This window comes from Oceanispirochaeta sp. (assembly GCF_027859075.1).
In the GTDB taxonomy this organism is placed as follows: Bacteria; Spirochaetota; Spirochaetia; order DSM-2461; family DSM-2461; genus Oceanispirochaeta.
The window spans coordinates 1-19,968 of the sequence record NZ_JAQIBL010000356.1; the positions used below are offsets into that span (position 1 = coordinate 1).

A 19,968-nucleotide genomic window follows, 5' to 3' on the forward strand; every position below is an offset into this window, starting at 1 on the left:
TTCTGATCCACTCTATCAGGGGTTCCTGAGCGGCGGCTTCGGCATGCCTGGTCGGCCATTGATGAATCAGCAGATTAAAATTGTATGGTCCGGTGTTTTTTTTCAGATTAATCTCTGGAGAGCCGACGACTCCGTACACACAGATTGTCCCGGCCATCTTTATCATAGAGATGCCGGCATTTATAATATTTTCATGCCCCACGGCATCGACGACAACATCGAATCCCTGTTTCTGTTTTTTTAATATAGACTTTAATTCCGGACTGTCTGGAGACACGGCAAAGTCAGCACCCATCTCCAGGGCTTTGGCTCTTTTATTCTCCAGAGGATCAATGGAAATGATCTTGTTCAGACCGCTGAGTCGTGCAAATTTTACAAAACTGAGACCCACAGGTCCAGCTCCGAAAACAACGATATCCTGCCCCTTTTTCAGGTTGAAATCTGTAAACATTCCGGCATAGACCTCGCGCCAGGTACAAAGCAGGCCCGCCGCTTCAATGGAAATGTCTTCAGGGACTTTTTGCATAATCTGAAGGGAATCATTCCAACCATGTTCCTCATCATCCAGACCGTCATTTTTCAAGGCCTGATCATCTGTAATCAGAATAAACTGGGAATGACCTCCCCATCCGGATTTGAACCTGCCTCCAGGAGGATTCAGCAGCAAGCCGCCGATGGTCCTGTCACCGATTTTAAAAGAGGAGACTTTGGAACCAATCTCCACCACCCGTCCCACAGACTCATGCCCCAGAATCAGGGGATATGAATCGGGTCCCATATTCGGAAAATGACCATCAATGACCTTCCGGTCCGTGGCATTGCAGATAAATGACGCCTCCGTTTGAACCAGGACCTCATAGGGTTTTAATTCAGGTTTCGGCAATTCCACAATTTCAACTTTTCCCGGTTCTATGACTGCTACAGCTTTCATATATAGTTTCCTTATTGTATAAAATCCGACATATAGGATGTGTAGGGAATGACATCCTGAACCTTCATACCGGTCCAGAAAGCAAATTCATTAATTTCGTTACTCAGGTCACCAAAGGCGGCTGGGTAATGGTGATTCACCTGTGCTCGTGAGATGGTGTTGATCAGATCGGGAATGGAGGCTTTTGTACCATTGACCTTGAGATTGTTCAGCCAGCCACCGGAACCGTTGTATCCTTTTTTCTTAGCCATGGATTCTCCGGTCATGAGGAAGATACTGGAAAAATCACTACGGATAGTCGAAACAGTTTTGGTTCCTGATTTGAAATTCATATCTGCCACGACACCCCGGCCTTTCCATTCTCCCTGATCATATTCTCCAATATTGAAGTGGGAATCCCAGGTTACACCCCTGCCGTCGGCCCAGCACCCGGGAGCCACCCCGCAATGCCAGAGGGCCAGGCTGCTGTCCTGTTCATCAAGAGCCACAAGATCATTCAGGGATGCGGCAGAATCGTTCATGCTATTCATCATGATCATGGTGACAGCCGATGTGATATCGGCTTCACAGGGGGCCACTATTCCAATGTCATTTAATCGGCTCATAGCACCGCACACAGCAACATCGTAAATTTCCTGAAATCGGCTCCAGCAACTGATGGCCAGTGAATCATAGTCGTGCTCTTTTGCAAAATCCAGAAAAGCCAAATTGATCCGGGCCATCTTTTCCATATCGTTTGTTGTTACATTCTTTGATACACAGCAATGACCGGCGTTGATTCGGGGAATTTCCAGCTGAACAGCCGCCGCATCATAGCTTTCAGCCCTGGCGACAATCTCTTCCACCGTATGCCGGGCATAGACCTTGGTTCCAAGACGATCATAGAGAACCCGTTCATCCACATACAGGTTTTCAAAACCATCTGCCAGATCCCCGATCTGGGCGATTCTGGAAGATCTCAATTTTTTGACGGCCTTCAAAGCACGGATACTGACAGTCAGACGCTGCATAAACAGCTCTGAATCGGGCATTCCGTAGAACCATTTGTATTTGACATCCTTCTGAGGAAAATAATTTCTCAATATGGATCCCAGCATGTTCAACCCGCAGTATGAATTCAATTGGAGAACACCGCTTGTCACCGGTTCGGGAACAGACCACAGCCCCAGGGCTCCCTGAAACTCGGCAAAGGGCAATACCACTCTTCCATAGGGCAGGGATGCATTGAAAAGGATGAGTAAATCAACCTTCTTTTCTTCAAAAAAAGACAGAGCTTTCATACTTTTACTTTCACTTGTCAGCAATTCAGCCCAGCTGTGCAGTTCAAAGCCCATATCCTTCTGCTTTTTTTCCATCTCCGCCATGACCGATTTATAGAGTCCAGCGTCATCTCCCGGCATATTGGAATGAATCGCTCCGGCAAGTCCGATTTTAAAGGTATTACTCATATTATTTCCTACTTGATTACTGTTAATTTTTTTCTATCAAAACTGATAGCTACCGCAATGATAATAAGAACACCCAGAAAACTCTGCTGCGCATATACATCCACACCGATCACATTCATTCCATTGTTCAGAACACTGAGGATCAGGGCTCCCACAAGGGTGTTGAGAACACCGCCGGCTCCCCCGGTCATGGCTGTTCCACCTACCACAACGGTTGCGATGGAATTGAGGACATAGACTGTTCCCAGGGTAGAATATCCGCTGTAAAGAGTGGCCGAAAGCATAATTCCGGCCAGTCCGGCACCTAAACCTGACAAGGTAAAAGCCACCACACGCAGTTTGAATATATCAAGACCGCTCATCCAGGACATCTTTTCATTACTTCCCAGAAACATGATATGCCGTCCGGTTATCGTATATTTTTGAATCACAAAAAAGAGGGCAAAGATGACCAGACCAATGATCATGATATTCTTGACTCCTCCCACAGATCCGTTAACCAGTTCCAGTATATCAAACCGTGATGCCGGGGCTGACAGAGGTTTTTCAGAAATCATAAAGGCAATACTGATAAAGATTCCCCCCGTGCCCAGTGTTGTTATGAACGAGGGAATCCTGAGTTTGGAATTTAAAAATCCGTTCAGGAAACCAGCTGCCAGACCCGCAGCCAGGCTCACGGGATAGGCACCATACCCCAGTGGTTCCAGAGTGATCATAAACACAACCGAGACAAGAGACATTATCCCGCCAACAGAGAGGTCAATACCGCCGGTAAGAATTGCAAAGACCTGACCCAGGCCGACAGCCAGTAAAATAACACTGGCCGTTCCGATTGTCATGATGTTATACCTTTTGAAAAAGGAAGGATTCACTATTGAAAAGATCAAAAAAAAGAATACTAGCATTCCAAGAGCAATATATATGGAGGGTATCTGCTTCTTTTCAGAGTTTGCAGTTCCCATTTTTATATTTTTCAGAAAATTTTTCATGAAGAAACTCCTATAAACTACTGAGCCTCTGTAGAGTCTCAGTGATTATTCGCTCAGGGCCGAAGGGCCTAAACAATGAGGGAAATGATATCGGCAGGGGTTGGTTTATTCTCTCTTGGACATTCCAACTCTTTCACGAAACGACCATCCTTCATGATGATCATGCGGTTGCACAGGCCGATGTCTTCTTCAAGGGTATCGCACATAATCAGCATGGCCTTTCCGCTTTTGGCGAGCTCTCTGATATGGTGATAAATCTCATCCTTGGCACCGACATCAATTCCCCTGGTGGGATGTTCCAGCAGCAGCACTTCAGAGGCTGCGGTCAACCATTTTGATAGAACGACTTTTTGCTGATTTCCCCCGCTGAGGTTACCGCATTTCTGCTTGAGAGAAGGAGTCTTCACTCTCGTCTTTTCTGCCCAATAAGCTGCATTTTCCCTCTCTTTTTTCAGATTGAGGATACCGCCTTTTGTAAACCGGTCCAGAACAAGAAGATTGATGTTTTCAGAGACATCCATATCCGTAGCAAGTCCCTGTTTCCGCCGGTCAATGGGAATATAGCCGATTTTATGAATGATGGAGTCCTTGGGACTGTTGATATGAGCGACTTTGCCTCCCACAGAAATCTTCCCCTGATCTGCCTTTTCCACACCGGCAATGGCGGAGCAGAGCTCTTCTTTCCCGGAACCGATCAAACCGACTAGGCTTACAATTTCCCCTTTCCTGAGGTTGAAAGAGAGGGGCTCAAACTTGCCATGAATCCCAAGATTCTCGACAGAGAAACACACTTCATCCCTTATATCCAGCTGCTCGCTCTCTCTATAATGTTCCTCCGTTAGTTCCCGGCCGACCATTAACTGTTCAATAATAGGAATATCCGCTTCAGAACTGGGCATCTCAGTGACAAGATCCCCGTCCTTCAGAACGACGATGCGATCGGAATTCTCAATAACTTCTTCCAGGCGATGTGATATCAGAATGATGGTGGCTTCTTTTTTAATTTCCTTCAGAATCCTGAACAGGGTCTTCACTTCTTTTTCCAGAAGAACCGTTGTGGGTTCATCCAAAATGAGAATCGGGTTTTCCCTGCCGTACATACGGCAGAGCAGGAGTAGCCTTGCGATTTCCACCATCTGTTTCTGGGCAGCTGTCAGTTTGCTTACAGCTGTTGAAGGAGAAATATCCAGCCCGACATGAGCCAGGGCTTCTTTAGCCGCTTCATTCATCCTCTTGTTGCTGATAAGACCCCGTGACCGGAAATCCTGTTCATGACAAATATAAAGATTCTCTGCAATGGTCAGATTGGGAATCATGCCCCCTTCCTGAAACACCATACCGATGCCCTGATAGATGGCCTGCTGAGGGTCCTTTAGACTAATCTTTTCTCCTCTAAGAGTCATACTTCCCGAATCCAGCTGGTACATTCCGATCAGAACCTTCATCAGTGTTGACTTCCCTGCTCCATTTTCACCGACAAGCCCGAGGATTTCATTTCTATAAATTTCCAGATCAAAGCCTTTGAGCGCCTTAACTCCAGGAAAACTTTTCACGACCTTGCGCAAAGTAATGACTGACTGTTTATCCATGATCATTCTCCCGATTATTTGATAAGACCGATTTTTTTTCTGTCGATGGTCAGGGCAACGGCAGTAATCAGCACGATGCCGTTGACTGCTGTCTGAAGATAGGGACTGACATGCATCAGAACCATCCCATTGTTCAGAGCGGTGACGATCAGGGTGCCCAGAATGGCATTCAACGCCGTACCGACACCACCTGAGAGTGATACACCGCCGACGGCTACGGCAGTCATGGCAGGAAACAAAAGGTTATTTCCCAACCTGGCCGCAGAGCTGTTCAGCCTGGCCACCAGAAACAGGGCAGCGATTCCATAAATGGCTCCCCCCATGGCAAAAACGATGATTTTGACTCTATCAACATTGACTCCGGCCTGCTTAGCCAGGATCTCATCACCGCCTATGGCATACATGTGCTTTCCAATACTTGTCTTTTTCTGAAAGACATACAGGACAGCAAAAATGGCCAGGGCAATTAATGTAATGTTGGGGATGCCAAAAAATTTTCCATTCATAATATTCTGGAACCTGAGATCTTCAAGAGGGATTGAGATTCCCCCGCTGAAAATGACGGCCAGACCGAAGGTTATCCAGCTGATACCCAGAGTGGCAATAAATGAGGGCATTTTTAACTTTGTATTAATCATCCCGCTGAACACACCGCAGACCAGACCTACAATGATGACAACTGGAAATATTCCCATACCAATATCTATAGATGTAACCTGGTTTTTAATCAGCAATCCGCTGATAACTGCACAGAGTGCGATGATTCCTTCCAGGGACAAGTCCATGCCTCCCATAATAATAATCTGATGAACACCGAGACTGATGATCATGGGAATCCCGGCTAGACTTAGAATTGTTACAAAGTTTTCAAGAGACAGATACCGTCCACCAGTACCGATTGTAAACAAGACTATGACAATAAGGAGAGAGATCAACTGACCTGAAACGCTGGAGGCCTCTCTAAATTTAACAAATAATCCCATTAAACCGGATATTTTTCTTACTTATGCTTCAATTTCCATCTTCGTCCCTTTTCTTCAATAAGAACCGGAGGGCTCATATGCCCTCCGGAACTTCAAAACTATTTCATTGCCCGAGCCCAGGCGCCAAAGAGATCTGTATAATCATATTTGGGTGTACCATTGACATAAACGTCTATGACTTCCTGAACATTGTTTGCATCAACATTGACTGCATTAGCAAAAAACTGTCTTTTTTCTGCAGGAAGGGAGGCAACATCCAATTCTCCTCGGTATGCGGCGAGGGCCAGTGCGTGAGCAATTCCTGCCTGATACTTGGAATCGTTGTATACAGTGGCAGCAGCTTCACCATTCTGAATAGCAGTCATGATTTCATCTACACCATCCAGACCTGTAACCAGTACCTTTCCAGCCAGACCTTTGCTTCTCAGAGCTTCCAGTGCACCAAGAGCCATATTGTCGTTGGCAGCCCACACACCCTTGATGTCGGGATTGGCAACAAGCATGCTCAAGGTCTTGTCATAAGCGATAGATCGATCCCAGTCGGCAGCTTCATAAGCAACCAGTTCAACACCGGGGTTCTTGGCAAGTACATTCTGCAAACCTTTAAATCTGTTCTGTGCGACTGAATTGGCCAGCATTCCCTGGAGCGCTATGATTTTTCCCTGACCACCGATAGAATCAATAAGAGCCTGTGCTGTAAACTCACCGCCACCCAGACCATCATAAGAAATATGAGCAACCCAGTGGGGATAATCCATAACTTTAACTTCGTCTGGTTTATTCCACCATGATACCCAATATACACCGGCATCTTCCATGGCTCTTCCGATAGGAACAACATTTGGTGCTTCATTAGGGTCAACCATCAGAACCATTTTAGCTCCTGTTTTGGCAACAAGAGCTTTGATGTCATTCAGCTGTTTTTCACTGCTGCCTTCACAGGTCAGCACAACTTGTTCCATCCCAACTGTTGCACCAAAAAGGTCTCCACCAACTTTATAATTCGCCTGATAGGGATTTTGCAGGGTCCTGATTGATGTTCCCAGAGTGATCTTGTCATCAGATTTACTTCCTTCTTGCTGTCCTGCAGCAAACAGGCCGAACGACAGGATAAATAATCCTGCAAGAACCAGAGTCAACGATTTACTTTTCATAGATTCCTCCAATATAAATATCTATGCCAAAGGCATAGTTTTCACCTGTATAAACTCATGTAACCATGTCGTAGATTTTTGTTGTTTCAAAATAGTCCCAGATGGCATAAACAGCGCCGCCAATAACACCTCGATCCTGGCCGAGTTCAGAATAAATAAGTTTAAGACTCCGTCCTATTGCAGGATAAGAAAGCTGGTTAAGATTCTGTCTGATTGACTCTAGAAACCATTCACCGGCTCTTGTATAAATTCCTTGAATGATGACCAGCTGTGGATCATTAATCATGATCACATTATTCACCCCCTGAGAAAACCAGTAGGCAATATCTTTCAGAACTTCACGGGCTAGCAAATCTTTTTGATCCGCGGCCTTAAAGAGGTCTTCCAGCTCAAATGTTTTTGCCTGATGGAAAATGAGCGATCCGGGATATTCATTTCGCCCCTTCATAATGAGCTTCTCAATTCTGGTACGGGAAACCAAAGCCTCAAAACAGCCGTGACCGCCACAGATACATGTGTCTTCTTCTCCAGGGGACAAAACCATATGTCCGATTTCCCCGGAAAAATTGTGCTTCCCATGGCGTATGGTTCCATTGATAACAACCCCTGCACCAACGCCCTCTTCAATAGCATCAATGATCAGAAAATTATCGACATTCTGTGCACTGCCGATAATTTTTTCGGCGAAAGCCTGGTACCTGTTTATATTTTCAACATAGAAGGGAATATCTATCTGAAGTTTTTTCTTGATCATGGACAGGACAGGCACATTACTGCCCCAGTCATTGTAGTGAGGTGAATAGATGGAAAGGCCATTCTTGGGATCAACTATCCCGGGGAGCCCCAGAACACAGGACAGGATAGGTCTGTTATCCAATACCTTAAGGTCTTTAAAATCATGCACCAGTTTGACAATCAAATCGACAAAATCAGTGACTTGCAGTTTATTTACAGCAAAATGGCAGGTATGTACCGACTCTCCAAGCATATTGCTGAGCATACCCTTGATGAAATCCGGGCCGAAATGAACGGAGATGATAAAGCCGAAATCCTTGTTGAATTGAAAGAGACTCGGTCTCTTCCCACCTTCATCGGAAGATCCGCCTTTTCCGGCTTCCTTTACAAGCATATTCCCTATGTAATAATCCAGAACTTTTTTGACAGTCGTTTTACTGATCCCTGTTTCCAGAGAAATATCAGCAATGGAAAACACCTGGACCTTTCTGATAAGGTCCAGAATGACTTTCCGGTTATTCTGCTTGACTGTCCGCCTCATACTCATACTCATAGTTGTATGATATCACGGCAAACCGATATGTCAACAGTTTTTTAATCCATTTTACTAACTGTTTCCCTATCTTCTATACAAACTAAAGGAGGACATCAGGTCATGGGTTTACCCGAACAACAACCTTCATCGTTGTGGCAGCCTCATTCTGGATCTTCAGATAGGCATCCTTGTATTTTTCAAACTCAAAAACATCTGTCACCAAAGGGTCAAGATGAACCTTGGCTGAGGCCACAAGGTCTTTTGCAATCTCGAAATCTTCCAGAACATATCGGGCGGTTCCCAGCAGCTTAAGCTCATTCTCGTTCACCCTGGCCATGTCTATTTCGGCTTTTTTTCCGAATACGCCGACTACAACGATGGGTGTCCCTTTACGGGCGATATCGATGGCGCTGTCCATGGTTGACCCGACTCCGACACATTCAAAAATCACATCAGCCTTTCTATCTTTCCCAAAAAATTCATCCACCTGTTCAACCAGATTCTCTCTAGATGGATTATTAGTTCTCTCGACACCGCAAGCTTTGGCTTTTTCTAAGCGAAAATCATTTAAATCAGAAATCATAACCTTCGAGGCTCCCATTCCTTTGGCAGCCTGAGCTACGAGATTTCCTATAGGGCCGGCGCCATAGACCAGGACCTGCTTACCCTTGATTCCGCCTTCAGCTGCCGAAAAGGCCTGGTTCACGGCTCTCACTGCCACAGAGAGGGGCTCCATCAGGGCCCCATGATCATGCTTCATGGTAGGGTCGAGCTTCACCAGCTTGGCTGCCGGAGCCACAAAATAGTCTGAGGCACAACCAGTTGTCTGAAATCCCAGGACCTTGAGTTCATCACATATATTATAGAGACCGCTTCTACAGGAAAAACACTTACCGCAGGAAACCTGTGGTTCAATGGTGACCTTATCACCGGGAGCAAACCCGCTGCCCCCCTCACCGGGTCTCACAACTTCACAGGACACTTCATGCCCCTGAACCACGGGATAAGAGGTATAGGGATGAAGCCCATGATACACATGCACATCGCTACCGCAGACGCCGATGCTCATTACCTTTACAAGAACCTCGCCCGGTCCTGCCTCGGGTTGGGAAACTTCTTTGAATTCTATTGTCCCGGGGGACGTCATGACTGCCTGTCTCATAAATACTCCTTATACTATTGATATTGGCTACATAGGATGGTTTACAGCCTCTGTGTGTTATCGGCTCAGGGCCGAAGGGCCTTGGTGATTATTCTCTTAAGGCCGAAGGGCCTATTTTTTAGCTATTAGCTACCGAGGCTCTGTAGAGCCCAATACTACCAAGCCTCTGTAGAGGCTCGGTGCCTTTCTCGCTCGAGGCCTAAGGGTGCTCAGGGCCTTAGATGGTGTTCAACCAGCCGCCGTCCACAAAAAAGTTGGAACCGGTGGTATAACTAGATTTCTCTGATGCCATAAAGACAAAGGTCTCAGCGACTTCCTCCGGACTGGCAAAACGATCGATAGGTGCAAGATCATGAGCCAGATTGTCCAGATATTCCTGGGCTGTGATCCCTTCTTTTTCCGCTAGAATACCTGCGGTCTTCCACCAGTCAGGAGTCAGAACCAATCCGGGGCTGATGGTATTCACCCGAATATTGTCACCGACCAGTTCGTTGGCCAGGCATTTGTCCAGCATCACAAGGGCGGCCTTGGTAGTATTATAGATAGGCTCATACCATAAGGGCTGGGTAGCACAGATGGAAGCGGTATTGAGGATCACTCCACCACCCCTTTTTTTCATGTAGGGAACAAAGGCTCTGGTAGTCCTGATGGCACTCATCACATGGAGATCCCAGATGGCATACCATTTTTCATCCGGGGTATCCATCACCTTCTCTTCTGTACCCGATCCTGCATTGTTGATCAGGATATCGATGCCGCCGAATTCTTTTTCTATTATCAACCGTCCCTGTTCAATGTCTTCAGGTTTGTTCACATCCATAGTAATACCCAGAGTTTTCACACCGAACTCCCGGGCTATATTGGCTGCTTCTGTTTCAACTCTCTCTTTATTTCTGGCGCCGATTGCCACAGCTGCACCTTCACGGGCAAATGCTTTTGCAACGGCCAGTCCAATCCCGACACTACCACCAGTGATAAAGACCTGCTTTCCTGTTAATCCTAAATCCATTTGATTCTCCTTTTATATTATAATTGATTGCTCAAGAGTGTGAAAATGGAGGTCATCTCCGCCGGTCCCATCTCGAAAGAGTACAAGAAATTGTGAACCAGACTCCTCCAAAGGATAGGGAATCCAGTGCCAGACGGCGGTATTCATCATCAACGCCATTCCTTCTGCCACTGAAAAACACTGGATCTCTTCGGCCACTGGTTTCGATATCCCGGCAGGAGCCACGCAGAGCAGTGAGTCACCTTTAAGGGCGACCATGATTTCAGGGGTTTTGGAATGACTTTCCATTTTTTTCAGGACCCTATCCCGGTATCTGCAGTTCAGCTGCCCCGTACAGGAGGGACTGAACAGATTCAAGCCCCCTGAGATATCTTTCCAGGAAAACTCTTCTTCCAAAGAGACCGGCTCAAAATTTCCGCCACTCAGGACCTTACCAAAGCTGGAAAAATTTTCATTTGTCAATTCTATTATGTTCAAGACTTTATGACTCCCTATAGTATTATTAAGAATGATTGAGAAATTATAGCACACTCTTTTATTATATTATAGGTTTTATTAACTGTTTGCATATCTAAGATTCAAACACAATTATTCCAATGCTTAATGGATTAAAAAAATCAACTCTGAAACAGTTGCATGAAATAGTTCTGAACACCGAATACTGCAGCACCTGCGATGCCTCGTTCAGGACCAAAAGATGAAAACTCAATTTTTGTCTGCTTCTTTACATTGATGAAACTCATTTTATCAATATGTTTCAAAATCATTTCAAGAAATAAAGAACCAGCATCCTTGTATATCCCCTCCAGAATAATGAGTTCAGGATCATTCACCATCATGATGTTATTGAATCCGGAAGCAAACCAGAATGCTAATTGATCCAGAACGTCAAGACAAGCTTCATTATTCTCCCGACCGCCACCAAAAAGAATGTCCATCAACTGAGCATCCGGCATGTCTGATAGGCCCTGAAACTGACGTGCAAGAGCCTTATCCCCTGCCATGAGACGTCTCATATTCTTCACCGAGACCAAGGACTCAAAACAGCCTCGTCCTCCACAGATACATTCAGGACCATCGAATGGCTGGAGTACCATATGTCCGACTTCACCGGCAAAATGCTGATACCCGCTCCGGATCTGATTATCCACAAAAATCCCGGCACCCACGCCTTCATCCATGGCATCGATCATGACAAATGTTCTGATATTTCTAGCTTTTCCGTTTTGATATTCCTCCAGGGCCTGGTAACGATTAACACAATCAACATAAATAGGAATATCAACAGACAGTGATTCATGAATATAATCTCGAAGAGGAAACTGCTGCGCCCAATTTGGATAATGGGGGGAGTACACTGAGATTCCATTAATGCTGTCAATAATTCCCGGCATGGCGATCACAATGGCAACAGCAGGACTCTGCCTCACCAGGTCATGGGATAAAAAGTCCTTAAGAATGGAAACAACCATCTGGAAAGAATTTTCCTGATGGTCATTCGGTCTTTCAAGGTTGACAGTATGAACCAGTTCTGCCCTCATATTGGCGATAGCCCCATAAACAAAAGAAGGTCCGATATGGACATTTAATATGGTGGCGAAGTTTTTATTGAACATATACAGGAGAGGTTTTTTGCCCCCTTCTTCAGTGGAATTACCCGTCCCTGCAATGACAACCAGATTCTGTTCCTCATAATAATTCAGGATCTTCTGTATCGTCGGTTTACTTATTTTTGTTTCGAGGGAAATTTCAGCAATTGATATCTCTGATTTATCTTTTATATAATTGAGTACTGCTTTTCTATTATTTTGCTTGGTTGAGAGGTTCATAAATCATTTTACAATAAAAACGGTTTTAATATCCACTTTTTTTGCCTAAGGATACAATTTTTATATCAGATTGATTCTGAGTTCAATACTTGAATGAGAATCTGTCAAGATAATCGATAAGGATCATCAAGAAGAATCAGCAGTCCTGATGGTTATGTCCATTTCCTCATAGGCCTTTCTGAGATCATCCGAAATAGAGTCGGTCACCAGCAGATCAATCTGGGAGGGAGAGGCAAAATTCATGAAGGAGTCGGTTTCCAGTTTGCTCTGATCGATGAGGATGATCACCTTGGAGGCGATATTGATCATCTGCCGTTTGATTTCTGACTGGGAGAGGTCGGGAGTGCTGGCCCCTTTACGGGCGGAAAAGGAGTTGGCTCCCAGAAAGGCCTTGTCCACCGAGAGGGAACCGATATTTGAAAACATGCCGTATCCCACGGTACAGTGAAAACCTTTTCGGAGAAGACCACCGATGACCAGGACTTCACAGGACGGGAAACGTTCCAGATCGGCTGCTACTTTGATATCGTTGGTGACAACAGTGAGGTATTTTTTCCGGTCCAGAATGGCCGCGAGAGCTTTGACCGTGGTTCCTGTATCGAGGATGATGGTATCACCGTCTTCTATCTCTTTCAGAGCTGCCTCGGCTATTCGATGCTTGGCTTCTATATTTATATCTGACCGGAAATCCATGACCGGTTCATACCCTGTTCTGGTCTTTTTAATGGCCCCACCATGGGTTCTGGTTATCAATCCTGATTCATCCAGTTCACGAAGGTCATTCCGCATGGTTGCCCCGGAAACAGAGAAGGTACTGCACAGTTCCGGCACTGTGACACGACGGCGTTCATTGATAAATTCTACCAGTTTTTTCTTCCGTTCTTCCGCAAAAAGGGTCTTATCATTATCCATTTTCATTTCCTGACCAGATGATAAAGCACATCAATTTCTGCCGGAAAAATCCGGTCCGAACTATCCGATGCATCTATGACACGATCCAGATCATCACGGCTGACCGTATTGAAGTCAAACATGCCGATATGCTGGGGTATCATATATTTGATATCATGTTTCTTCATGATTTGACAGGCTTGCTCTATGGAAAAATTCCCGGCAATGCCCAGGCTGCTCAGTTCGTCCCTCTGTCCGTTGACAGGCATCAGGGCCAGATCGATTTCATGTGGTTCCAGCCAGGAATCCAGGTCTTCATAAGGGAGGCAGTCTCCAGGGTGAAACAGAGTAAAGCCGTCCGTTTTCAAAAAATATCCCAAAAACAAGCGCTGTCCCTTACCATTAGTTTTAATCTCTTCATGAGCAGCTGGAATGGCTGACAGAATGATGTCTTCACTCAGAGACAGACTGACACCGGCATCCATACCAAGAATCAGGCGTTCTGGAACTCCCCGCTCCAGAGCGACAGATCGGACTGCTTCGGGGATGATGAAACGGCAGGCAGGACTGCTTTTCAGCAAAATGGGGATTAACCCCGGGTCCATATGGTCCGAGTGGCTGTGTGAGCTGATGCAGTAATCGATGCCCGTCAAATCCTCCATATTGATGGGAGAGGGCATCATGCGGATGTGGGGGAATTTCTGTCCTTTGTACTTCTCTGCCAGAAAATCGGAGAGATAGGGATCTATCAGAATGGTAGTATCTGCTGTTCGGATCAGAAAACCAGCCTGTCCCAGCCACCAGAGACCGAAACCCTCGTCATCCCAGCTCTTATATTCACTTACCTCATAGGGTATGATTTCCAGAGTCAGCATTTTCTTCATCTTTATGATTCCTCAGAGTAAAAACCGTTCATGACATCCAGCAGAGCTTCATAACGGACTGTTCTCTTTTTGAAATGAGGATAAAGAGCCGGATCGCAGCTGGTCGAGTTTTTCAAAGAGATCCAGGAATCGGCAGCTTCTCTGGTTGAAGAGAGAACACCGCAGGCCACACCTGCCACAATAGCGGCTCCCATAGGGGCCCCATGTTTCTGTTTAATGGATACGACCGGGACCTGAAGCACGCCGGATTTCATCTCTTTCCAGAAAGGACTGTTATCACCGCCGCCGGTAATACGCATCTCCATCAGTTCCACACCGGGGAGCATCTTCATGAGTGACTTCCGATACACTCCGTATTCCAGAGCCACACTCTCCATAACCGCCTGAAACATGTGTTTATTCGTATGATTCCAGCTGAGGCCGGCAAAGGTTCCTTTCAAATAGGGCTGACTGGGGCTGACCCTGCCGGCCATATGGGGAATAAAAAGGGGATCATCTTCTCTGGGGGCCAGAGTAGTATCTTCCAAGCCGTCAAATCGGGCAGGATCTGATTTATCCCGTCCCAGTACTTCTAACAGGAACCATTCAATGTTCATGCCTCCGCCATTGATATAGGCATAGGGATGCCAGAGACCCTCTGTGACAGAAGCCCCGCAGCCCATGACCTGGGTTTCAGAATCGAAGCAAAACTTGTCAGTGGTGGCGGCAAAGACACTGGCTGTTCCTGCGACATCCACACAGATCCCGGGTTCTACGGCACCGCAGGACAGAAAGGATGCCGCCGTGTCACCACAGCCGGCAGCCACAGGGATAGAAGAAGAGAGCCCGCAGCGTGCGGCCATTTCAGGAGTCATCTCTCCGATGAGTTCAGTGGGAGAGACAATACGAGGCAATTTAGATTCGTCAATACCGAATGTTTCGATCAGTCCTTTATCCCATTTGTTATTCTGATTGTCAGCAAAGCCGGAAAAATGAAGGTAGGTCCGGTCAATAAAACCATCTTTACCCTTCAAGTTGCATAGGCGCATAGCGGCGTAACCGGCAGGCTGTACAAAACTAACTATGTTGTCATACACATCGGGACGTTCGACTTTCCACCAGAGGATCTTGGGTCCATGATTAAAGCTGGGAGGATTTCCGGTTTTCCGGATGATTTCCTGTTCCGCCTCTTCCTTCATGATCTTGATATAGGGAGCACAGCGGGTATCCAGCCAGGAGTCATAGGGGGTTACAGCCATGCCGTCCTCTCCCACACCAACCACACCAGCCATCTGACCATCGATGGCCAGGCACTTTATATTGGTTTTTTCATCAGGAGAAAGAGTCTGCACACATTCAGAAATGGACTTGCATACCGAGTCCAGTTGAAATTCGGGGTCTTCTTCGGTGATTCCCGGTTCAGGCTGATAAAGCCGGGATGGTATAAAGGCGGATGCCCGACAGGCACCGTCCTGATCAAAAAGGGAGCTTTTCACTCCCTGAGTTCCAATATCTATCCCCAGTAGTAATGCTTTGCTCATATTTTAGTCTCCCCTTTTGTATTCAGACCTCCGGAAAGCCTCCCGGAGGTTTAGAAATCAGATTGTAATGACGCTTTTCAGACCTTTTCCTGCCGCCACATTGGCGATGATGCTATTAATATCATCCAGAGGAGCAGAAGCAGTCACCAGGTCAGAGACCTTGAGACGGCCCGAGGCAATCAGTTTCAGGCAGAGACGATACTGTCTCAGACTCTGTCTGGTAGTACCGGCAACTGTCAGCTGTTTGTAATGAATCTCATTCGTATCAAGTTTAACAATGGATTTTCCTTTGGGCAAACCGCCGAAGAACATGACACGTCCGTCCAGTCCGACATACTTGAAGGCACTCTCCTGGATAACGGAAACAGAAGCTGCCGTGATGACAAGATTCATCAACCTGCCGCCGGTGTATTTTTTAATATCTTCATCCAGAGTCTCATTCTTCAGGACTGTGACTTCGGGGATCAGTTTTTTAGCCAGAGCCAGACGATCTTCACTGAGATCTGTGACATAGACTGCCGCCGCTCCGGCAAGGAAGGCCACCCGGATGTGCATGAGACCAATGGGTCCGGCACCAATGACAAGGACATGGTCTCCCGGGTAAATGCCGATTTTTTCATAGGCGTTGTACACACAGGAGAGGGGTTCCGCCAGGGCGGCTTCTTCGAAGCTGATGCTGTCTTCCAGGGGAGAAATGTTTCCCTGAGCAACAGCGGCAGCGGGGACTCTCATATATTCGGCAAATCCACCATCCACGGAGACTCCCAGAGCCTCGGATTCCAGACACATATGAGAATTACCGCTGGTACAGAGGTCACACACACCGCATCCGTAGTTAGGAGCCACACCAACTCTTGTTCCGACAGCATAACCCTTAATGCGGGCTCCGACTTTTTCAACAACACCGGCAATTTCATGACCAGCCACCAGGGGCTGATCAGAATTTCCGGGTAACCCGTTCTTATAGAAACGAACATCCGTACCGCAGATAAAGGAAGCCTTTACCTTGATTAGTACTTCATCCTCATTAATCTCGGGAATCGGGATGTCTTCTACTCTTATATCTTCTATTCCATACAGTCTTGCTGCTTTCATATTCTTCTCCTCATAATTTTGAATACGATTAAGAGCCGTGGGCCTAAAGAAAGACCGGTTTCTTTTCAATAATGGATTTGTTTCCTGCATTCACGACTTTAACTGCTTCCAAACCGTCACGGCCTGTGACAACAGGCGCCGTATCACCCAGAATACAGTCCACAAAGGCTTTATCTTCTCTTCTATAGGCATCAATAAACAGATTCTGCCAGCTCTTCACAAAGGGTGTGTGAATACCATCGGGTGTACAGGTCAGAACAGAAAAGTTCTGGTTTTTCCCCACATGAATAATCCCTTTGGTTCCCAGAATTTCCACCCGGGAGTCATAACCGTATAACACACCCTGGGCCCCATCGACCATGCCCTGTGCCCCATTTTTAAAGCGGCAGTTCATGATGACATTGTCATAAAAGTCAGGGAACTCTTCTACCGCATCGGGGCAGCGGTAATTACCGGCGATAGCATATACCTCATTCATATAACTGCCGCTGTACCAGTGAAGGGCATCTATATCATGGCTGCTGACTTCCGCCAGGGGGCCATTGCTCTTGGTAATATCATACATCCAGGGCTTGGGGATGCTGGGACCGTGGGTCAGAGACTTAACACAGACCACATCACCGATCTCACCGGCATCCACCCGTTCCTTGGCGTGCATAAAACTTTCGTCAAAACGGCGCATAAATGCCAGCTGCAGTTTGACTCCTGCTTTGTCTGTTGCATCCATCATATCCTGGCATTCCTGCTCGGTCATGGCCATGGGCTTTTCACACTGTATATGTTTACCCGCCGCAGCCGCATCGACAACGATATCCTTATGGTAGGCAGTGGGTGTGACAACAACAACGGCATCGATATCTTTGTCTCCCAGAGCATCCTTGTAGTCCAGGTAGTACTTATCGATTCCCAGTTCTTCCACCGCCGCCCTGGCGGCCGCTTCCACGGGATCGACCATGGCCACCAGTCTTCCTCCGGGAACAGATCTGGCAAAGTTCCGGGCATGGATCATTCCGGCTCTTCCGCTTCCTATTACACAGACATTCACATTTGATTTCATTTCAGCCTCGCTTTGGCAGCAGCACTAAGTTTGGTAACCTTATCGTACTGCCCGTTCTTGATATATTCCGCATTCACCATCCAGCTGCCGCCGCAGGCAATAACATTGGGGAGGGCCAGGTAGCCGGTAAAGTTGTCGACATTCAATCCGCCGGAAGTCATAAAACGGGCTGAGTTCACAGATCCGAAAACCTTCAGCATGGGGATTCCAGTTTAATGACCGGAACCAGTTTTTTTTCTTTTAAACGGGACATGAGGTCCATATGTATCTCTTTAATTATCAGTTATTAGCATTCATAGTGGTATACTAGGCTATTATCTTTCATTTGTCACCTTTTTATTAGCATATATCGTTGACACATCCCATTTATGGGATTATGATGACATTTAAATTGACATATAACATCATTTGCTGTCACATTCTAGCACAGCAACAACATTAGGAGTGTTTCTTTATGAACAATTATTCCCCCGCAAAAGAACGGACGATGTATTTCATAGGTGTAACAACAGGAAAATCCTCCATTATGCAGGTATTCCCTAAATGGGCAGACCATCTGAAACTGAATGCCCGTATAAAAGGATTCGATTTCGAACCCCATTCAGCAGCTGAAAAATACAGAGAGGCCGTAGAGTTTATTAAAAATGACGCCCTGTCTCTGGGTGCCCTGGTGACAACTCACAAGCTGGACCTCCTGAAAGCCTGCGGTGATCTATTCGAAGGCAGAGGCGAATATGCGACTCTTCTGGAAGAAGCCAGCTCCATTTCCAAACAGGGCAAAGAGCTTTGGGCTCATGCGAAAGACCCGATCACCAGCGGACTGTCCCTGGATGCCATTGCCTCAGATGATTACTGGAAAGAATCAGGAGCGGATCTTCACCTTCTGGGTGCCGGGGGCTCTTCCCTGGCTCTGACTCTGTACCTGATCAATAAAAAGAAAAAGGGTGGAACAGTACCTGCTCGTATTCTTGTGAGTAACAGATCAGAAGGCAGACTGGAAGAAATGAAAAAGATCCACAAAAAAGTGGGTACGGACATTCATTTTGAATACTACCTCTGCCCCACCCCCGCCGAAAATGACAAGGTTGTGGCCATGCTCAAACCCGGCTCTCTGATTGCCAATGCCACAGGTCTTGGAAAAGACAGACCCGGTTCTCCCCTGACAGATGATGTTGTATTTCCTGAAAATGCAATTGTCTGGGATTTCAACTACAGAGGTGATCTGATCTTCCTGGATCAGGCCAATGCACAGAAGGCTGAAAAAAACCTTCGCGTTGAAGACGGCTGGTTCTACTTCATTCACGGATGGACCCGGGTCATAGCCGAGGTATTCCACATTGACATCCCCACCAGCGGTCCTGAATTTAAAAAACTTTCTGAACTGGCCGAATCGACCAGATCCTAAGGCCTATTTTAAAAAAAACCAAGAAATCAAGGAGCTATTCAATGAACTTTCCCCCCTATATAAATACACCTGTCATGTTCGACCCCAAAACAGGACTGGCAGACAGTCAGCCCCCCCTTGAAAGACATTACTCTGACATGAAAAACATGTATCTGGATGAAGAGGCCCGACAGAAACTTGAAGACAACGGCAATGCCCTGCTCTATCATTTCTACGACTTCGGCGTTCCCGAAAAAGAAGGCGACCTGGCCTTCGGTACAAGCATCGTCTATCCCGGAAAAGTGGGCAATGAATACCATATGACCAACGGTCACTTTCACACCATCCTGGACACAGCTGAGATATATCTCTGTCAGGCCGGATACGGCATGATGATGATGGAAAGCCCCGAAGGTGAGGTCATCTTTAAAGAAATGCGGCCCGGTCAGTCCGTCTATGTACCTGGAAGATACGCTCATAGAAGCATCAATCTCTCTGATACCGAGACTCTGATCACATTCTATGTATTCCGTGCAGATGCCGGCCATGATTACGGTTCTATCAAGACAAAGGGATTCCGTAAAATCGTTGTGGAAAATAACGGTTCCTGGGAAGTCCGGGACAATCCCCGCTGGAAAGCATAGGTTGAGGAATATATGAGCAAAGGAAATATCCTGATAACACCCCGCTCTATGAGCAAAAACGGGCATCCCCTCTTAAAAGAACTGGAAGATGCCGGATACACCATTCTGACACCCTTCCCCGGAAAACAA

At 46.5% G+C, this 19,968-nt stretch carries 19 protein-coding genes; 2 read left to right on the plus strand and 17 right to left on the minus strand.

Annotated elements, in window-relative coordinates; all coding sequences use genetic code 11:
• The 17 genes from PF479_RS20225 to PF479_RS20305 form a co-directional block, all read right to left on the minus strand.
• A partial coding sequence (locus PF479_RS20225; protein WP_298010810.1) for a zinc-binding dehydrogenase occupies positions 1-931 on the minus strand: 931 nt, incomplete at its 3' end.
• 11 nt (positions 932-942) lie between these two features.
• On the minus strand, positions 943-2,379 hold the full coding sequence (locus tag PF479_RS20230) for a hypothetical protein (RefSeq protein WP_298010812.1): 1,437 nt from the start codon (positions 2,377-2,379) through the stop codon (positions 943-945).
• An 8-nt stretch (positions 2,380-2,387) separates the two neighbouring features.
• Positions 2,388-3,368 (minus strand): ABC transporter permease, encoded by a 981-nt coding sequence (locus PF479_RS20235; protein WP_298010814.1) that lies wholly within the window; start codon positions 3,366-3,368, stop codon positions 2,388-2,390.
• A gap of 68 nt (positions 3,369-3,436) precedes the next feature.
• Entirely contained in the window at positions 3,437-4,957 is a 1,521-nt protein-coding gene (locus tag PF479_RS20240) for a sugar ABC transporter ATP-binding protein (RefSeq protein ID WP_298010816.1), read from the minus strand.
• A gap of 14 nt (positions 4,958-4,971) precedes the next feature.
• Positions 4,972-5,940 (minus strand): ABC transporter permease, encoded by a 969-nt coding sequence (locus tag PF479_RS20245; RefSeq protein WP_298010818.1) that lies wholly within the window; start codon positions 5,938-5,940, stop codon positions 4,972-4,974.
• Between the two features lie 98 nt (positions 5,941-6,038).
• Complete coding sequence (locus PF479_RS20250; RefSeq protein ID WP_298010820.1) at positions 6,039-7,094, minus strand: sugar ABC transporter substrate-binding protein; 1,056 nt, start codon at positions 7,092-7,094, stop codon at positions 6,039-6,041.
• Between the two features lie 55 nt (positions 7,095-7,149).
• Entirely contained in the window at positions 7,150-8,370 is a 1,221-nt protein-coding gene (locus PF479_RS20255; RefSeq protein WP_298010821.1) for an ROK family protein, read from the minus strand.
• A gap of 112 nt (positions 8,371-8,482) precedes the next feature.
• Complete coding sequence (locus PF479_RS20260; protein ID WP_298010823.1) at positions 8,483-9,526, minus strand: alcohol dehydrogenase catalytic domain-containing protein; 1,044 nt, start codon at positions 9,524-9,526, stop codon at positions 8,483-8,485.
• A 217-nt stretch (positions 9,527-9,743) separates the two neighbouring features.
• Positions 9,744-10,535 (minus strand): SDR family NAD(P)-dependent oxidoreductase, encoded by a 792-nt coding sequence (locus tag PF479_RS20265; RefSeq protein WP_298010825.1) that lies wholly within the window; start codon positions 10,533-10,535, stop codon positions 9,744-9,746.
• A gap of 12 nt (positions 10,536-10,547) precedes the next feature.
• A complete protein-coding gene (locus PF479_RS20270) occupies positions 10,548-11,012 on the minus strand; it encodes an ureidoglycolate lyase (protein ID WP_298010827.1) in 465 nt (154 codons plus the stop codon).
• 140 nt (positions 11,013-11,152) lie between these two features.
• Complete coding sequence (locus tag PF479_RS20275; protein WP_298010829.1) at positions 11,153-12,364, minus strand: ROK family transcriptional regulator; 1,212 nt, start codon at positions 12,362-12,364, stop codon at positions 11,153-11,155.
• Between the two features lie 126 nt (positions 12,365-12,490).
• Positions 12,491-13,276 (minus strand): DeoR/GlpR family DNA-binding transcription regulator, encoded by a 786-nt coding sequence (locus PF479_RS20280; RefSeq protein WP_298010831.1) that lies wholly within the window; start codon positions 13,274-13,276, stop codon positions 12,491-12,493.
• A gap of 2 nt (positions 13,277-13,278) precedes the next feature.
• Positions 13,279-14,139, minus strand: coding sequence for an MBL fold metallo-hydrolase (locus PF479_RS20285; protein WP_298010833.1), 861 nt, complete (start codon positions 14,137-14,139; stop codon positions 13,279-13,281).
• A gap of 2 nt (positions 14,140-14,141) precedes the next feature.
• The gene (locus tag PF479_RS20290) at positions 14,142-15,659 is read right to left on the minus strand and encodes an FGGY family carbohydrate kinase (RefSeq protein ID WP_298010835.1); all 1,518 of its coding nucleotides are present in this window, start codon (positions 15,657-15,659) and stop codon (positions 14,142-14,144) included.
• Positions 15,660-15,716: 57 nt separating this feature from the next.
• Positions 15,717-16,754 carry an alcohol dehydrogenase catalytic domain-containing protein gene (locus PF479_RS20295; RefSeq protein WP_298010837.1) on the minus strand — a complete coding sequence of 346 codons (1,038 nt, stop codon included), beginning with the start codon at positions 16,752-16,754 and terminating at the stop codon, positions 15,717-15,719.
• Positions 16,755-16,797: 43 nt separating this feature from the next.
• Positions 16,798-17,811 (minus strand): Gfo/Idh/MocA family oxidoreductase, encoded by a 1,014-nt coding sequence (locus PF479_RS20300; RefSeq protein ID WP_298010839.1) that lies wholly within the window; start codon positions 17,809-17,811, stop codon positions 16,798-16,800.
• Positions 17,808-18,011, minus strand: coding sequence for a hypothetical protein (locus tag PF479_RS20305; protein ID WP_298010840.1), 204 nt, complete (start codon positions 18,009-18,011; stop codon positions 17,808-17,810). The genes PF479_RS20300 and PF479_RS20305 overlap by 4 nt, the downstream gene beginning before the upstream one ends.
• A gap of 254 nt (positions 18,012-18,265) precedes the next feature.
• Between PF479_RS20305 and PF479_RS20310 the strand changes: the two genes are divergently transcribed.
• Both PF479_RS20310 and PF479_RS20315 read left to right on the plus strand, forming a co-directional pair.
• The gene (locus PF479_RS20310; protein WP_298010842.1) at positions 18,266-19,216 is read left to right on the plus strand and encodes a shikimate dehydrogenase; all 951 of its coding nucleotides are present in this window, start codon (positions 18,266-18,268) and stop codon (positions 19,214-19,216) included.
• 41 nt (positions 19,217-19,257) lie between these two features.
• Positions 19,258-19,839 carry a glucose-6-phosphate isomerase family protein gene (locus PF479_RS20315; RefSeq protein WP_298010843.1) on the plus strand — a complete coding sequence of 194 codons (582 nt, stop codon included), beginning with the start codon at positions 19,258-19,260 and terminating at the stop codon, positions 19,837-19,839.
• Positions 19,840-19,968: the final 129 nt, after the last annotated feature.

Excerpts from the sequence above, each read along its gene's own strand:
- PF479_RS20265 (WP_298010825.1), bottom strand. The coding sequence starts at position 10,535 with ATGGATTTAGGATTAACAGGAAAGCAGGTCTTTATCACTGGTGGTAGT.
- PF479_RS20290 (WP_298010835.1), bottom strand. The coding sequence starts at position 15,659 with ATGAGCAAAGCATTACTACTGGGGATAGATATTGGAACTCAGGGAGTG.
- PF479_RS20305 (WP_298010840.1), bottom strand. The coding sequence starts at position 18,011 with ATGCTGAAGGTTTTCGGATCTGTGAACTCAGCCCGTTTTATGACTTCC.
- PF479_RS20275 (WP_298010829.1), bottom strand. The coding sequence starts at position 12,364 with ATGAACCTCTCAACCAAGCAAAATAATAGAAAAGCAGTACTCAATTAT.
- PF479_RS20240 (WP_298010816.1), bottom strand. The coding sequence starts at position 4,957 with ATGGATAAACAGTCAGTCATTACTTTGCGCAAGGTCGTGAAAAGTTTT.
- PF479_RS20295 (WP_298010837.1), bottom strand. The coding sequence starts at position 16,754 with ATGAAAGCAGCAAGACTGTATGGAATAGAAGATATAAGAGTAGAAGAC.
- PF479_RS20230 (WP_298010812.1), bottom strand. The coding sequence starts at position 2,379 with ATGAGTAATACCTTTAAAATCGGACTTGCCGGAGCGATTCATTCCAAT.
- PF479_RS20285 (WP_298010833.1), bottom strand. The coding sequence starts at position 14,139 with ATGAAGAAAATGCTGACTCTGGAAATCATACCCTATGAGGTAAGTGAA.
- PF479_RS20310 (WP_298010842.1), top strand. The coding sequence starts at position 18,266 with ATGAACAATTATTCCCCCGCAAAAGAACGGACGATGTATTTCATAGGT.
- PF479_RS20245 (WP_298010818.1), bottom strand. The coding sequence starts at position 5,940 with ATGGGATTATTTGTTAAATTTAGAGAGGCCTCCAGCGTTTCAGGTCAG.
- PF479_RS20255 (WP_298010821.1), bottom strand. The coding sequence starts at position 8,370 with ATGAGGCGGACAGTCAAGCAGAATAACCGGAAAGTCATTCTGGACCTT.
- PF479_RS20250 (WP_298010820.1), bottom strand. The coding sequence starts at position 7,094 with ATGAAAAGTAAATCGTTGACTCTGGTTCTTGCAGGATTATTTATCCTG.
- PF479_RS20280 (WP_298010831.1), bottom strand. The coding sequence starts at position 13,276 with ATGGATAATGATAAGACCCTTTTTGCGGAAGAACGGAAGAAAAAACTG.
- PF479_RS20260 (WP_298010823.1), bottom strand. The coding sequence starts at position 9,526 with ATGAGACAGGCAGTCATGACGTCCCCCGGGACAATAGAATTCAAAGAA.
- PF479_RS20300 (WP_298010839.1), bottom strand. The coding sequence starts at position 17,811 with ATGAAATCAAATGTGAATGTCTGTGTAATAGGAAGCGGAAGAGCCGGA.
- PF479_RS20235 (WP_298010814.1), bottom strand. The coding sequence starts at position 3,368 with ATGAAAAATTTTCTGAAAAATATAAAAATGGGAACTGCAAACTCTGAA.
- PF479_RS20315 (WP_298010843.1), top strand. The coding sequence starts at position 19,258 with ATGAACTTTCCCCCCTATATAAATACACCTGTCATGTTCGACCCCAAA.